The organism is Spiroplasma gladiatoris, from assembly GCF_004379335.1.
Taxonomy (GTDB): Bacteria; Bacillota_I; Bacilli_A; order Mycoplasmatales; family Mycoplasmataceae; genus Spiroplasma_A; species Spiroplasma_A gladiatoris.
This window is the reverse complement of sequence record NZ_CP038013.1, coordinates 216,328-233,355: the sequence shown is the minus strand read 5'-3', so window position 1 is coordinate 233,355 and position 17,028 is coordinate 216,328. Positions and strand designations below refer to the sequence as shown.

The 17,028-nt window shown below is 24.8% G+C and carries 10 protein-coding genes and 2 pseudogenes; 3 read left to right on the top strand and 9 right to left on the bottom strand.

Going from position 1 to position 17,028, the window contains the following annotated elements; translation table 4 throughout:
• Positions 1–32 precede the first annotated feature (32 nt).
• Positions 33–2,669: a hypothetical protein gene (locus SGLAD_RS01040; RefSeq protein WP_134297187.1), complete on the bottom strand. Its 2,637-nt coding sequence runs from the start codon at positions 2,667–2,669 to the stop codon at positions 33–35.
• 1,011 nt (positions 2,670–3,680) lie between these two features.
• On the opposite strand from SGLAD_RS01040, the pseudogene SGLAD_RS05515 reads away from it, so the two are divergent.
• Together SGLAD_RS05515 and SGLAD_RS05510 are read left to right on the top strand one after the other, a co-directional pair.
• Positions 3,681–3,839 (top strand): annotated as a pseudogene (locus tag SGLAD_RS05515) (IS3 family transposase); the annotation flags it as partial.
• A 398-nt stretch (positions 3,840–4,237) separates the two neighbouring features.
• Positions 4,238–4,336 (top strand): IS3 family transposase, encoded by a 99-nt coding sequence (locus SGLAD_RS05510; RefSeq protein WP_134298390.1) that lies wholly within the window; start codon positions 4,238–4,240, stop codon positions 4,334–4,336.
• Between the two features lie 159 nt (positions 4,337–4,495).
• Here SGLAD_RS05510 and SGLAD_RS01025 read toward each other — a convergent pair whose 3' ends face one another.
• The 4 genes from SGLAD_RS01025 to SGLAD_RS01010 all read right to left on the bottom strand — a co-directional run bounded on the left by SGLAD_RS01025 (position 4,496) and on the right by SGLAD_RS01010 (position 11,430).
• Entirely contained in the window at positions 4,496–7,075 is a 2,580-nt protein-coding gene (locus SGLAD_RS01025; protein WP_134297186.1) for a hypothetical protein, read from the bottom strand.
• A 182-nt stretch (positions 7,076–7,257) separates the two neighbouring features.
• Complete coding sequence (locus tag SGLAD_RS01020) at positions 7,258–9,807, bottom strand: hypothetical protein (protein ID WP_134297185.1); 2,550 nt, start codon at positions 9,805–9,807, stop codon at positions 7,258–7,260.
• Positions 9,808–9,964: 157 nt separating this feature from the next.
• Complete coding sequence (gene nagB / locus SGLAD_RS01015) at positions 9,965–10,693, bottom strand: glucosamine-6-phosphate deaminase (RefSeq protein ID WP_134297184.1); 729 nt, start codon at positions 10,691–10,693, stop codon at positions 9,965–9,967.
• Positions 10,694–10,707: 14 nt separating this feature from the next.
• Positions 10,708–11,430, bottom strand: a complete 723-nt coding sequence (locus tag SGLAD_RS01010) for a hypothetical protein (RefSeq protein ID WP_134297183.1) — start codon at positions 11,428–11,430, stop codon at positions 10,708–10,710.
• 133 nt (positions 11,431–11,563) lie between these two features.
• Between SGLAD_RS01010 and SGLAD_RS01005 the strand changes: the two genes are divergently transcribed.
• Positions 11,564–12,922 carry an FAD-dependent oxidoreductase gene (locus SGLAD_RS01005; protein ID WP_134297182.1) on the top strand — a complete coding sequence of 453 codons (1,359 nt, stop codon included), beginning with the start codon at positions 11,564–11,566 and terminating at the stop codon, positions 12,920–12,922.
• A 44-nt stretch (positions 12,923–12,966) separates the two neighbouring features.
• On the opposite strand, the gene SGLAD_RS05445 is transcribed toward SGLAD_RS01005, so the two are convergent.
• The 4 genes and pseudogenes from SGLAD_RS05445 to SGLAD_RS00990 form a co-directional block, all read right to left on the bottom strand.
• A complete protein-coding gene (locus tag SGLAD_RS05445; protein ID WP_341785885.1) occupies positions 12,967–13,122 on the bottom strand; it encodes a hypothetical protein in 156 nt (51 codons plus the stop codon).
• 85 nt (positions 13,123–13,207) lie between these two features.
• Positions 13,208–13,750 (bottom strand): annotated as a pseudogene (locus SGLAD_RS01000) (class II fructose-bisphosphate aldolase).
• 136 nt (positions 13,751–13,886) lie between these two features.
• The gene (locus tag SGLAD_RS00995; protein WP_166739148.1) at positions 13,887–15,416 is read right to left on the bottom strand and encodes an APC family permease; all 1,530 of its coding nucleotides are present in this window, start codon (positions 15,414–15,416) and stop codon (positions 13,887–13,889) included.
• 34 nt (positions 15,417–15,450) lie between these two features.
• On the bottom strand, positions 15,451–17,016 hold the full coding sequence (locus SGLAD_RS00990) for a formate--tetrahydrofolate ligase (RefSeq protein WP_134297180.1): 1,566 nt from the start codon (positions 17,014–17,016) through the stop codon (positions 15,451–15,453).
• Positions 17,017–17,028: the final 12 nt, after the last annotated feature.

Here is a 17,028-nt window from a genome sequence, read left to right as displayed (position 1 = left end):
AATTTTATTAAGTTTTTATAAATAATTTTTAATTATACTTTTTCAAATTCAACATTTTTTAAGCTTATTTTAGAAACTGCTAACAATTTATATGCATCATATCAACTGGTATTATATCTATCCATTTGAGCTACTGTTTCTAGGTCTATTTTGTAATTTGTTTTTACATTTTCTGTTGATGAATATTTTATTGCTATATAAAAGTAAAATAATACTTCATTTTTTACTTTTCCATCATTAAAAGTTTCATCCCTATATGCAAACTGAGTTTTATCAATATCTTTGATATCATATTCTAAAGTTAAATTTTCAGATTTAGATCCTCTAATATTATTTTCTCATTTACCGGTATACTCATTTGTTCATTTATATTCAATATCAACATTAATTTTAACTTTTGAGTATACTCTTTGTAAGTCGCTTAAAGATATATCTACTGTTCTTGTATCATTTACTTTTGCAGTATTTTTTGCTTGATTCTTATTTGAATAATCATCAGGATTTCAATCTGTAGTAACATCGTGATTATTTTTAATTGGGAAATAATATTCTACTTGTACAGAATTTAAAAATCATTTTTTAGATAAACTTGTTTTTGCTTCTAATGTGGCTCCTAAATAAGTTTTATTACTTATCTCAATACCATCAAATATTTCTTTGCTTAATCCTAAATTTTTATTAATATCATAAAACTTATCTCTTATAGAATTGTCTTCTCTATCACTCATATTTCCTAAACTTTTATTTAAATCATTCAAATTAAATTTTTTAATTACATCAAATTTAAATTTTGTAGAGTGTTTTTTATTTTTAGAATATATTGTTAATTCAAAATTTTCACAGTATCTTCCATCTATTGAATAAATAACAATTGCTTGTTTATCTAAAGATAACTCTGCTTTTATAACTCCATTTACTGAATAACTAAATTCACTTGGATAGTTATTTTCATGAATTAGTGAGCTAAAGTTTTTAATCTTAATTGTTTGTTGTGAATTAACAAGCATATCCTTAGGACTTTCAACATCAAATGTAACATCAGGAATATTTATAGAAACCTTAACTAGTTTTTCATAAGTTTTATTATTTTCTATATAATTTGATGAAATTCATATGCCAAAATTATAAACTGCTTTATCCATAGCTTTTATATGTATTTTTCCTTCATCTCTTTTGTAATAGATCGCTAACTTACCACTTTTATTGATATCATCTCCATTAGAATCTTTAAATGAGCTAGGAATATTTTTGTCAGCATTATATAATTCTTTTCAGTTTAAAACATCAATAGTAGTTTCTTCAAATACATTCATGCTTATATTTATATTATCTTTGATTTGGAATTTTACAGATGGAGCTTGAACATTAACTAAAATAGTTTCTGCATATGATGATGTTAATGCATCTGTTCAAATTGTTAAAGTTCCATATGATACTTTATCTTTTGAAGTGATTTTAATTTTACTTCCTTCAAGAATAGCTGAAAACGAGCTTGAGTCACTAACAACTAAGTTTTTAGGTAAGTTTTTATTAACTAGTAATTTATTATAATTAGTTATATTAATATATGCAACAGAGTTAATTTCCATATTTATATTAGTTTTATCATAAGTTGGTGAAACTACATCATATAATAAATTAACACTTATTATAGAAGAAGTATTAGATTTTGATTTAGCAATCAAAGTTATTTGTTCTTCAAAAATAACACCAGTTGTTGTTATAACAATTTTTCCCGGCTCTTCATAATTAACTTTTATAGATCCATTACCATCATAGTCAAACTCTGTTGGTAAATCGTCTTTATTTATGATTTCATTATAATTTAATACATTTATAATAGCTTGTTGGCCTTTAATACCTTTTAAACTAACTCCGTTTTTATCAAGTTTAAAGTTTACTTTTTTTGCTTTTAAAGTTACATGGATAGTCTTAAGACATTTTCTATCATTTGATTTAACTGTTATATCAACTCCGTCATTAGGAGGGTTACCATCGCCAATTATAGATTTAATTCTAATAGTGTGATTTTCTTTTATAAATTCTACATTTAAATAGTTAGTGTTATAATTAAAAATTTCTGGTAGTAGTTCATCCGGTCAATCTTCACTATAATTAATTATAGATACTGATTTATTTTCATCTGGATATAATGATATTTCATAATCACTTAATTCAAACTCAACTGGATTATAAACAAACTTTTGATAAGTTATGTTTATAGATTCTTGTTCATAATATGAAGAATCTTCAATAACAGTAAGTAAAAATGAACCATTTTTATCATCATCTACAAAGTTATCTATTTTAACTTGTGAAATATTTAATTTTACATTTAATTTATAAAGATTTTCAAGTATTTTTCTATTACGAGTTACTGTGTCGTCAGGTTCTCAATTAAAGTGTATTTCTTGAATATTTGTAATTTTTACATCTTCTGTTAAACTTTTTTTAGTTGGTTTGCTTGGTTCATTAGTATTTGGTTCATTTGGTTCATTAGTATTTGGTTCATTAGTATTTGGATCGTTTGGTTCATTAGTATTTGGTTCATTTTTTTGATTTTTATCCTTATTAGTAGTATCCTTGTTATTTAAAATTGATATTGAAGCAATACCAGCAGAACTTGTTATAACTGATAACGATGATAATAATACCAATAAATATTTCATAATAACTCCTTTTTTAAATATTATATTATTATAATATTTTATTAAATTAAATATAGCAAACTTATGTTTTTTGTAGATAGTCTTCAAACACTTTAAATAGTGCCTTTAAAAAGGGTTATTCTTTTTTATAAACTTAATTTTTTTTTAGGATTTATAAAAAGTGTTTTATAAAATATTTTAGTTAATCATTACTTTTTATATGAAAATGTTTTTAATGCTGAAAGTTTTATTAGTAAAAAATTTACAATTAATAAAATATATAGTCATAACAAGTAACAATAGGATAATCACTGTATTTATGCAACCAATTTATTTTAAAAATAAATTGGTTGCATAAATATTTAGATTATATTTTACATATAGTAAATTATTAGTTTTTTAACAATAAAAATTTAAAAATATTTACACTATAAATAAGTGTAAATATAATTTTCTAAGAATTCATTATGTTAAAAAAACATAAAATTATACAAGGAGAATTTTTTATATGACAAATTTAAAAGAAAAAATCAAATATTCTAGATTTTGATACTAAAAAGGAATTAATTAATAAGCATTTTGATCAAAATTTCTCTTTTGAAGAATTATCAAAAGTTTACAACCTATCATACTCAACAGTTAGAAGAATGTGTTTAAATTGAGAAGTTTATGGTGATGAATCAATTATATAAAAAATGGAAAAACACAATAAACATAACGGAAAAATTAAAACTAATTCAAAAGATACAGTAGATAAAAAAATCGCGGAACTTAACAAAAAACCTAAGTGATTAGAGATGGAGAACGAGGTTTTAAAAAAGTTCAACAAACTAATAGAGGAATCAGAAAAAAACAATAAATTATTACAAAATCATAGATAATTATAAAAATAAATGCACTATTTTTGCTTTATGTAAATTACTTAAAATTACTAGACTAGTTATTATCACTGATGTAAAAAAAATAAGTCAGAATTTAGCTTAAAAGTAGATATGAATTAGTTTCTAAAATAAAAGAGATTTTTGTAAAAATAATGGAATATATGGGGAACCAAGAATAAAAATAGTTTTAAATAATAATGGCATTGTGGCAAGTCAAACTAAGATAGCTAGAATTATGAAAATATTAAAATTATATTCAGTTATAAGAATTAAAAAAATGAATAGAAAGCCTAAAGAAGTCAAACAATAACACACGGTCCTAATCATGTTAATAGAAACTGAACTTTATACTCAGAAAATGGAGTTATGAGTTACAGACGTTACTTATATACCGTTTAACAAAAAGTTTGCATATTTAAGTGTTATAACAGATGCAAATACTGGCTTTATATTCGGTCATGAGTATCTTTAAAAAAACGATATAAATATTTATAAAAAATCACTAGGGAAAGCTTCACTACATAGAAAAGATATATCTAAAAAACTAATTATTCATTCCGATAATGGAGTTCAGTACACATCTGTATTTGCAAGACGATACGCTAAATAATTAACACAATAATATCATTATCTAGACCTGATAACTCTATTGATAATGCAATGTGTGAAACTTTTTTATCTTCATTAAAAGAATTATAAAAAACTAAATTAAAACAAAATAGTTTTATCAATCTAAAAAAGGTAATAGATAATTATGTAGAGTTTTATAACAATACAAGAATAACGATTAAACATAATTGACCTTAGGAATATGCTTATACCGGTTTTATTTCACATAAAAAAATACTTCAAATAATTTTGAAGTATTTTTATAAAAAACATTTTGTATACTTGACAAAGCATATTTACTATGAATAGTGTAAATTTTTTTTATTTTTTAATAAGTACAGTTTTATTAACAAGTTTTTATATTTTTTCAAATTCTACACTAGTTAAATTTATTTTTGAAACAGCTAGAATTTTATTAACACTTGCCCAACTCGCATAATATCTATCGGTTTGAGCTGTTGTTTTAAAATCAATTCTGTAAGTAGTTTTGTTTTCGTTTGATTCAGAATACGAAACTCCAATATAGAAGAAGAAAAGAACTTCATCTTTTACTCCACCATCCATGTAAGTTTTATCAATTTTTTCAAACAGTTCATTTGATAAATTATTAATATCATATTTTAAGGTTACATTTTTCTTTTCGTTACCTCTTATATTGTTATATCATTTACCAGTATACTCATTTGTCCATTTATATTCAAGTTCTAAGTTTATTATCACTTTAGTATATATTTGTTTTAAATCACTTAGTTTAATGTCCAAAGTTTTAGAATCGCTTTGTGAAACTGTGTTTGTTGCTTTGTCTCTATTTGAAAAGTCTGGGTCATCTTTTCAATCAGTTGTTGAATCATGATTATTTTTTATTGGAACATAATAATCTACATATACTGAATTAGAGAATCATTTTTTTGCAAGATCTGATTTTGCTGACAAGTTAGCACCTTTATAACTTTTATTTGTAACTTCTAGACCATCAAATATTTCACGATCAAATCCTAAGTTTTTATTTTTTTGATAAAAGTTTTCAATTAATGTTTCATCTTCTTTATCACTTAAATTTCCAAGATTATTTATCATTCCATCAAGTTCTTGTTTCTTAATTACACTAAATACAACTGTTTTTGAGAATATACCACTTTCAGATTTTATAGTCATACTTAAATCTCTTTTAAATATGTTAAATGAAAGAGATTTAATAACAATTGAACCTGAAGTGATATCAAAACTTGCATCAACTATTCCATCTTCACTGAAAGTAAATTTAGATGGATAGTTATTTTTATGCACTAAACTGTCTGCGTTTTTCACTTTAATTATTTGATTGCTTCCAGAATCCATGTCTTTAACTTCTTCAATCTCAAATTGAATTTCTGGTGCATAAACAGTTAAATATAACTTTTCACTAGTAACTTGTGAGCTTATTTTTACTTCCAATCTATAACATTCTAGTCCTTTAGTTACTATTTTTATAGAGTTTCGTTCTATATCCAAGCTAATATCAGCATAATTTTTGTCATATTCAAATTTTGAAGGTAGGTTTTTTGGATCATCAAATAATAATGGATAATTTGAAATTTGAACATAGTTTGTAGAATAAACTTGACTTCTTATGTTTGTTTCTTTTAATTTAAAAGGCACATTTTCAGCTTCTATTGTAAGCGTAATTGTTTGTTTAAATGTTGGATTTGATTTAGATCAAACTTTAATTTCTGTGTTTTTTGTTAATATGTTTTTTGCTTTAATTTGAATAGATTTATTAGAAGTATCAAAAGATACATAAACTGCATTTTCTAATTCATAACTAAATTGATCTGGTAGTTCGTTTTGTTTATCTAACTCATCATAGTTTAAAACTTTAATATATTCATATGAATTTGTAGTCATAACAATTTTTGTTTTTTCTAAAACTGCTACTTTTTTAGGTCTTATTAACGAAACTATAACTTCTTCACTATGATTTAATGATTTAATAGTAACTTTAATTTTATCTGTTAAGTTACCTGTTGCTTTAAACACTATTGACTTATTATTAATATCAACTTTTGCTGATACAAAACCAGTTTTGTCATAACTAATTTTATCGTTTGTCGGTCTATTTGAAGAATCTATTAAATCATCTCAATTAGTAATTTTTATTGATACAGTTTGATCTGCAATTGCATCTAGAGATATAGAATTTGTTGCTAATTGAAAATTTTTTGCTTTTGCTAATAATTTTACAGAAATAACTTTTTTGTTACCTGCTCTTTTATCGTTAGATCTTACAATTATTTTTAAAGATTCCTGAGGAGGAGTTGTAATATTGTCTAATGATGAAATTGTAATTGCTTTTCTAACACTGTCATATCCGACTTTAAAATAATTTGTATCATATTCAAAATTATTTGGATAATTTTTTTCATCTGTTGCACCATCAAAATTAGTTACAAAAACATCTTTTGTATCACCTATTTTCATGCTTAAAAAATAATCGCTTAATTCAAAGTCTTTTTTTTCATAACTATAAATACTAAATGTAATTTTTACTTCTCCAAAATATACTTTTGAGTTTTCTTTTGCATAAATAATAGCTGTACCATTTTTAAAATCAGAGTCTGTTATAAAGTCTTTAATTAAAACTTCTTCTTCTAAAAGTTTTGGATTACTTTCTTTAACTTCTTCTAAAATTGTTTTTTCATATTTATTATAGTCATTTTGATCTATGCTTAAGTCATCAAAATTAGTGTTTTTTATAACTGTTTTTAAATCAACAATTGTTTCTTTATCATTATTTTGGCCTTCACCACTATTTGGTTCGGGTTCGGGTTCTTTTTCGCTTGGATCTGCATAATTATTGCTTTTTTGTTCGTTATCTTTTTGAATTACAAAATTTGTAACTGTTCCTATAGATGTTGTACTAACACATAGTGAAGATAGAATAACTAATAAGCGTTTCATTTTGAACCTCCTTTTAAATAACGAATTAATTTTAAAATTACTTATATATCAATATAGTATTTGAAGTTATAAAAATTAGCAAGTTTGAAACATTATTAATACCTAAAAAGTATAGATTTTAATTAGCTTAATAAACTAAAATTTATTTTATTAAATAAAATAAATTTTAGTTTATTAAATGTTTACTTTGTTAATTTTGCACTTAACAAACCGACTTGCGCTTGAGCTGCAACTCTTTTTGTCGCTCCTCAGTTTCCACCTTTTCTATAAGCATAGGCTCTTGAAACAAGCTTAATAGATATAGAGTTTTCATTAAATTTAATTGAATAAGTATTTGAAGCTAAAACAATACCAGTCAAATCACTATCAATTTCAAAAGTAGACTCACTTTTACTAATAATTTGATCTTCTAAATCACTTCCTAATTTTATTGAAATCTTAACTTTTTCTTGTTTTTTATCAAAATCTGAGTCGTTTGACGGTGGGTTATACTGACTATTTGTAATTGCTGTGTAAGAATTAAACTCAAGTTCAAGTTTTTCAAATTCTGTTTTTAATTCACTCAATTTTTTTGGTAACAAAATGTCTTTACTATTATCTCATGAAGTATTGCTTTCACTGTGAGAAGAATATTCATCCGCTAGTTGAGTTTGAAATTCAACATCACTTAACTCATAATCTGAAGAGAAGTTAAATATTATTGGTCCACCAACAAGTCACTTATTACTAGATGAAGTACTAATTTTTGCACTATTGTAAGTTATATCACTAACATTTAATAAATTTCATTCTGAACTGTCAATGTGTAAATAACCTAGATTTGCATTTTTAAATGCCAACAATATTTCTCCGATTGAATTTTCACTAACATGGCCTCCAAAATTTTGCATATCTTCTAATTTAATTGGTTTAATGACATTAAATTTATATTTAGAAGAGTTCCCTGTGTTTGATTTAATTTCTAAAATTAAATTTGTTTCATACTCATCTTTTAAAGAATTGATTATGATGCATCCCTCATTTTCATCTAACTTAACATCAATTTTTCCCTTCATATCTTTATTGAAGCTAAATATACTCGGATAATTGTCTTTATGTTTTAAACTACTAAAGTTTTTGATTTTTAGCTTTTGTTCACCTAACGCTAACATGTCAGTTGGACGTTCTAAGTTAAAAGGAACATAATCAACACTTATGCCAATGTTTAATAATGCCTTAAAACCATTTTCTGAACGAACCTCTATTTGAATATCTTTTTTTGGACTTTCTTTTGCTTTGATAACTATTGCTTTTTTGCTACGATCAAGTTTAATGTTTAAATAATTTTCATAGTTATTTTCAGAACTAGCATTCTCAAATTTACTTGGATAATTATTTTCTTCTAATAATTCATCAAAATTAGTAACATTAATAGTTGCTTCTTTATTGATTTTCATATCAATAGTTGTAGTTGAAAGTTTAAAATCCATTTTTTTAGGTTTTATATTAAAATAAATTTCTTGAGGTTTTATATTTTTTTCAGAAGATACTTCAACTTTAATATTTTCTTCGTTTATATTACCAGCTTTAAAGGTTAAATAACCAAATTCGCTTGTTTCATCTTCTGAGTAATTTAAAAATTTCAAATTACCTGATTTAGATGATACTTTTTTAGGTTTATATTCATCTGTATTCATTTTTTGAACTCTTATTTTTAATTCACTTTCCACTAGCATATTAAAGTTTGCTTTTTCAAATCCAAAAGTTGGAGTATTATCGATAGTTGTTGTGAAGTTGACATAAACTTTTACATAATAATCTTTATCTTTAGAGTATACTTTAAGCTCTAAAACATTGTCAAATAATTTAACTCCCTTTGACCTTATTACTAAATTAGCTCCATAGTTGCCATTTTTTACAATTTCTGCATCAACAACATTTTTTTCATTTACAACAACTTCATCTGGTTGATTTTGCTCGTCACCAAGTTCAGATCAATTTGTAACTGCTATTGTTTCAGTGTCATTAACTCTCATATTAACTTCTTCTTTTGCTAAAATAAAGTTAAATTTAAAAGGTTTTATTTTAACTGTGATTTCTTTTGAAAATAACTTGTCTTCAGATTGAACAGTAACTTTAATATCTTCTTTATATATCAAACCTCTTCCTGCTATTTTTATAACTTTTTTTTCATTATCAAAACTAACATCAATGTATTTTTCATCATATCCTGTAAATACAGTTGGTAAGTTTTCAGGATAATCACCTAAGCTAGATAAATTCTTAACTTTAATTTCGCCATACTCTTTAGGTCTAATTGAGATTTCGTATTTTTCCAATTCAAAATCTTCATGAACATATTTATATACAGTAAAAACAATATTTTTTACTTCTCCATAATATAATGTAGAATCGTTTTTTGCTTTTAATCCAAATGATCCTGAGTTATTATCTTCATTCATTTTAAAGTCTTTAAGTTCAATATCACTCATCATTAAAGATGGAATGTATGGTGATATTATTGTTAAGATATTAATTTCAGTTGGATTTTTTAAATCTTTAAAAACTCTTTGCTTAATTACCTTTCTTAAATCTTTTACTCCATTTGTTTCTGAATTATCTCCATCAGGAGCACCGTTTTGGTCATTATTTGACACATTATTTTTATCTTTATCAATAAAATAAATAGTTGTTTCACCAATTACTGTTGTACTAAGTGCAAATGACATCAAAAATTTTAATAATTTTTTCATTTTAACTCCTTTATTTTATTTAAATAAATAACTATTGTATTGATTTTAATTTATATAAAAAAAAAAAACAAGACACAAGGTCTTGTAGTACTTTTTTTAAGATAATGTTTATATAACTTAAAAAATTAAATAAATTTTTATAATTTTAAATTATTTTTTATGAATTTAGCATTGATGCAGCTTCTTTATCAACAATTACTGTAACGTTATTGTGGTTTAATAAAACACTACAAGGTCATTGAACATCAACTGGTCCCTCAACTAAATGTTTTATTGCTTCTGCTTTATTTTTACCAAAAGCAATTAAAACTATTTCTTTTGCCTTCATAATTGATTTTAATCCCATTGATATAGCTTTTGTTGGCACATCATTTTTATTTTCAAAAAATCTTGAGTTTGCTTCGATTGTTAAATCTGTTAAATCTACTACTGAAGTTAGAGAATCAAAACTTGATCCTGGTTCGTTGAACCCAATATGTCCATTGATTCCAATTCCTAGTAATTGCAAATCAATTCCACCCGCTTTTTCAATTAATTTATCATATTCTTTTGCTTTTTCATTATCTTTAACACTTCCACTTGGAACTAATGTGTTATTTTTGTCAATGTTAACATGATCAAATAGATTTTGATTCATAAAATAACGATAAGATTGTTCGTGAGTTGGTTCTAAACCTTTATATTCGTCTAAGTTAAAAGTTCTAACATTTGATCAATCTATATTTTCTTGGTTAGTTTTTTCAATTATATATTTATAAGTTGTAATTGGTGAACTACCAGTTGCTAAACCTAAAACAATATTTTTGTTTGCTTTAATTTTATTTAAAATTAAATCCCCTGTTTTTTGCCCAAGTTCTTGGTCATTTTCTACAATAATTAAATTCATAAATAAATTCCTCCTTAGTTTATTCTACTAAATAATCTGTTTCAAAAATCAAAATAATCATATAAATTTTCAATTTTACTAATATCTAACTTTAGTTTTGGTAACATTCTTTGTAAAATTACAAATGTTAATAATTTATTTCTTCCTCTAAATAAATAATTTGTAGACATTGTTTCAATAACAATTCCATATCGCTTTGGATTAACATTAATTATTTGATTATATGGTATTTGATGTTTTAGATTTTGATCATAATCAGTTAAATATATAGCTTGACTTGAAAAATATGCATTAAAATTTCCTAACATTTTTAATTTTGTTTCTTTTAAATCTATTAGTTTATGCACATTAATTTCTGTTTGTAATAAATTAATTTTTTCTTTTTTATCTAGTTCAAACCTAACTGGAACTTCTTTAAGTGGTCTTCAAGCATTAAAAACAAGTTCATCAAGTTCATATAAGAATGTTTCTTCTTTTGAATCGATATTTAAACTTAGTTTTTTAATATTTCTTCTTAAACGACTTACAAACGTTTCACTAAATTCAAAATTTTTATTAATTCATCTTCATAATACTCAATACTTAAAAGAATTATAAACATTTTGATCATTTATCTTTTTTCCTATTTTTTTAATATACATTTTTGATCGATAATTTAAATTTCCTTCGTCAAGATATTTGATTCAACTAGTTCTTTTTAAATAATAACTAATATCACCAGTATTTCTTAAAAACATTTTCGCACCTCATTAGATTGATTTTACTAAAAAACTTTACTTTTTACTAATTTAATATAATCCTTCTATTTTGTAAAAAAAATACTAAAATAAATGTAGATATTAATAATATCAAGATGAAAGAGGAATTTTTATGAAAACTATAGTAATTGGAACAAACCATGCTGGAACAACAGCTGTAAGAACACTTAAAAGACTAAATCCTGAAATGGAAGTTGTTACATACGAAAGAAACGATAATATATCATTTTTAGGGTGTGGAATAGCCTTATGAGTTCAAGGTGAAGTAAAAGATCCAAACGGATTATTTTATGCATCTCCTGAAATTTTAACTAATGAAGGAATAACAAATAAAATGCAACACGATTGAATTGGAATTGATGTAAAAAATAAAACAATTAGATTAAAAAATTTAGTTACACAAGAAGAGTTTGATGATAATTATGATAAATTAATTATTGCCACAGGAACATGACCAATTGTCCCTGAAATCGAAGGAATACATTTAGAAAATATTCAAATATGTAAAAACTACTATCATGCTCAAAAAATTAAAGCAGCAAATGAAAATAAAGACATCAAAAATGTTGTAGTAGTTGGGGCAGGATATATTGGAGTAGAATTAGTTGATGCGTTTGTAAAAGCTGGAAAAAATGTAAGTCTTGTGGATATTGCAGATCGCATCATGCCTTCTTATTATGATCACGAATTTACTAGCCTTGTTGAAGAAGAGATGTTAAATAATAAAGTAAATTTGGCTTTAAGACAAAAAGTAGTTAAATTTATTGGAGAAAACGGTAAGGTAACAAAAGTTGTTACTGATAAAGAACAAATAGATGCAGATTATGTAATTTTTTCAGTTGGTGTAAAACCTCAAACTGAGTTATTAAAAGGAGTTGTAGAATTAGATAAAAAAGGCGCAATTATTACAAATGAATTTATGCAATCATCAAATCAAGATATTTATGCAGTTGGAGATTGTGCACAAGTTTATAATATTTCATTAAAACAAGATACACAAATAGCGCTTGCAACAACAGCTGTAAGAACAGGAATACTTGCTGCTGTAAATATCGCTTCAAGCAATACTTTAAAAAGTCCTGGTTTTACAGGCGCTAATGGGATTGATGTTTTTGGGTGGAAAATGGCATCAGTTGGTATTTCAATGACAGCTGCAAAAAACTTCGGGTTAGATGTTGAAGAAATTATGTTTAAGGATTCAGATCGTCCAGAATTTATGTCAACATATAAAGATGTGTTTATAAAAATTATTTGAGACAAAAAAACAAGAAAAATAATTGGTGCACAAGTTGCTTCTTTAAATAATCATACAGAAGTAATGTATATGTTTGCTCTTGCAATTCAAAAAGAATTAACTATTGACGAATTACCTTTAGTAGATATATTCTTTTTACCTCATTTTAATAAACCATATAACTTTATAACTCTACCTGCATTAGAAGTAATTGGTTTAAACTATTTTAAAAAATAAAGTTTTAAAAACGTTAGATATCTAACGTTTTTTTGCTGTTTTATTTAACTACCTTTATTGTTTGAACTGAATGCTCTAATTTTTTTTATTGCTTCTGCTTTTACAAAATCAATAGCACTTTTGCCATATTTTCTAGCATCATAACCTGTATAGTTTTTTTCAAAACAAGATTTAATTCCATTTGAGCAAGCAATCTTCAAATCGGTTCCTATATTAATTTTTGTGATTCCTAAACTAATTGGTTTTTTAAATCTTCTAAAGGAACTTGACTTGATATATGTAAAACTAAAGGGTTTTAATTTTTTGTTTTAATTGTTCTAAAAGTTCAAATTGCAATTTTATTTTGCCTTTAAATAAACCATGATTTGTTCAAATTGCTATTGCTAGTGCATCAATTTGTGTTAATTTATTAAAATCTAATGCTTCTTTAACATCTGTATAACCATTGGAAGAAGAGTTTCTATAATCTTCTTTAACTCCAACGTGTCCAATTTCCGATTCTACTTCAACCCCATGTTTTTTTACATACTCTACAACTTCTAAAGTTTCTTTAACATTTTGATTAAATGGTTTAAAGATGAGTCCAACATCACACATGAAAAACCTACATCAACTGCTTTTTTATAAGTTTAATGTTAAAACATGATTTCAATGTAATACAACAGGTGTTTTTGCTTTATTTGTAGCTAACAAAGCAAATGCAAAAACATTATCTAACCCCATATATAATGCCGCGCTTTCGGTGGCCATAAGTATAACGGGTGAATTTTCTTCTTCTGCTGCTTCAAATATTCCTTTTATCATTTCTAAGTTATTAAAGTTAAACACTGGAACTGCATATTTCCATTTCTTGCTTTGATTAATTATTTTTTTAAACTCGCTTTCATTATTACTCCTTACAAGTTAATCATATATATAAAAATTTTTCTAAAAAAATAGATATTTTTTAGAAAAAAAACAAAGTTTAAACAACTTTGTTTTTTGAATCATTTACAGTAGATTTTTTAATTTTGAATTCGTTTACAAAATAAAAAATAGCTATTGGAATTAAAATTATAAAAGAAGCGACCGCACATATCATTGAATCTTGATTTAATGTTATAAATGGTCTTATTAAATACTCAAAATATACGTAAGGCAGTATTAAAGATAATACGACTAAGTTTATTATTCCTATTGTAAAACCACCTTTTACTTTTTTTGTTTCTATTTTTTTTGTTCTTCTATTATGTACAACACCAACTATTAAAGTATAGTAAATAATAAATGCATATATTACTGTTGAAGTTGATAGAGTTTCACTTATAAAAGCATAGTCTGGAGGAGTATTGTCTCTTAGAGGATTAACACTTAAAGATAATATAATTGTTATATAAAATAAAACTAATGTAATTAATATCGCAATAATTGAAGCTTTTTTCTTGCTCAAATTTAAACTATCTTTTCCAAAGTATAAAAAACCTTCATGAGCAGCTGATTGAATAGTTTTAGGTAATAAGTTTGTATATCCATTACATAATGTCGCTACTGTAAATGCGATTATAAGTTTAAATAAAAAGCTTATAATTGGAGTCTTGACAAATAAATTATCAAATAATTTAAAAATATTTCCGTCATTTGCACCAATAAATATAGCAATAGTTATCAATATATAAAACAATGTTATTGCAAGAATTCCTGCATATAAAGCTGGTTCTACAACTTTTTTATGTTCTACATCTTTTTGTAGAGTAACTGCATGAATAAATCCATCAAAAGCAAAAATAACTGGAACAACTGTTGCAAAAAACGATCAAAATTTTCACTGATTGGACGAACTTTGAAAACTATTTTGTCCTCCTGGGTCACCATTTATATCCGCTACATTGTTTGTTAAGTATAATACAAATCCTCCTATCAAAACTACTATTAATGGTAGAAACTTTGTAAAAGTACAAATTGTTTGAATGATTTGACTAGGTTTTTCACTAAAATAATTTAATAATTGAAATCCTATTAATATAATTGAAGCTAGTGTAATTTTTAAAGCATTATATGAAGTATTGCTAAAAGCTTCTGAAAGTTTTGACTTTCCTATTGCTGTTAAAAATGGATTAAGTCCATATTCAAATGTAACACTTATTGTAAAAACTGCCCCTAATGCCGCTAATATTGGCATATAAAATGTCACATAAAATATTGAAAATGCTGAAGCAGCTCTTCTTGAAATAAATTTAGAAGATCAAGATAATAATGTATTATGTTGATCTTTTTTGATTGCTGAAGATATTTCTAAAAAAGAAACAATCATTAAAGTACATACAATTCCTATAAAAATTCAAATTATTATTGCAAGATAAGGATTATCTTTTGCTGCATTTAAAACTCCACCTTCTGCACTTCTATTTTTTAAATAAATTCCAGAACCAACAACTAACCCAATAACCATTGAAAAAATTGTTAGAAACTCAAAAATTTTATTTTTTACTTTATTTTTTTTGTTAATATTTAGCATAATTTCCTTTCTTTGCTTTTTTAAAAGTGGTTGTTTATTTCAAACCAGTGATTTTATTATTATCAACATTAATATCTTTAAAGTTAGCCTCTTTTGATAAACCAGGCATACTAAAAACTGAGTTTGTGTAAACCAAAATAAATTGTGCTCCACTGTTTAATTCAATGTCTCGAATCATTATTTTGTAATTTTCTAAATTAGCTATGTTTCCATCAATTTTACTATGTTCTTTTACCATACAAATTGGAAGATTTGCATATTTAGAATTATTTAAAATTTTTAATTTGTTTAATACATTTTCAGAAAAATCATAATCTTTTAAATAATAAAAATTATTTATTACTTTTTTTATTTTTGTTTCTAATGAGTCTTCTTTATTAATTAATCATTTTATATTTTTTTTATTATCACAAATTTCTACAATTTTTTGTGCTAATTTTTTTGAACCTTGCGGCCCTTCTAGATAACCATTATTTCGTTCAAAGCTGTAATTGTTTTTGGTTAATCACTTTGTTAGAAGATCAACTTCTTCTTGTGAATCTCCATTCATTACATTAATTGCCACAACTAAATTTAAATTGTATAATTCAACATGTTTTAAATGTTGTTCTAAATGATAAAAGTTGTTTATAAAATCATCATGCAATCTTAATGAAGCTATCGTGACTACCATCACAACACAATCAGGAATTAAATCCTTATCATAATTAACAACATTCATGAATTTTTCAAATCCCAAGTCACTACCAAAACCAGACTCAACTATAGCATAATCTGCTAATTTTAAAGCTAATTGAGAAGATATTATTGAATTTGTACCAATTGCAATATTCGCAAATGGACCTAGGTGAATAAGACTGGGAGAGTTATATTTTGATAATACTAGATTTGGTTTTATTGCATCTACTAATAAAGCTAAAACAGATCCAACAACATTCAAGTCTTTCAAAAAAATTTCTTTACCTTCAACATCATAAGCAACAATTGTATTTTCCAATCTCGTTTTTAGATCTTCCATATTTTTTGATAGACACAATATTGTCATCATGTCACTTGCTGCTGTAATGGTAAATTTATCTTTTCTTTTTATATTTTTTTTAATTTGCACTTCTACATTTCTTAGTGCTCTATCATTTAAATCCATACATCTTTTTCAAACAATTCTGTTTATATCGATATTCAATTTTGTCCCTCAATATATTTCATTATCAATAACAGCTGAAATTAAGTTATTTGCTGAAGTTATTGCGTGCAAGTCACCTGTAAAATGCATATTAATTCTTTCCACAGGTAAAACTTCACTTTCTCCTCCGCCAGTTGCCGTACCTTTAGCTCCAAAAACAGGACCTAAACTTGGTTCTCTTAAAGCTATCATTGCTTTTTTACCAATTAAGTTTAATCCATCGGTTATAGCAATTGCTGTTGTTGTTTTTCCTTCTCCAGAAGGTTTTGGGTTAATAGAGGTTATTAAAATAAGATTTCCTTTTTTCTTTAAGTTTTGATATTTTGTAAAATCTATTTTTACAATATCTTTGCCATAAAATTCATAATCATCTTTATCAATATTAAAACTTTCTAAAATACTTGCTATTTTTTTCATTTCTTAATCCTT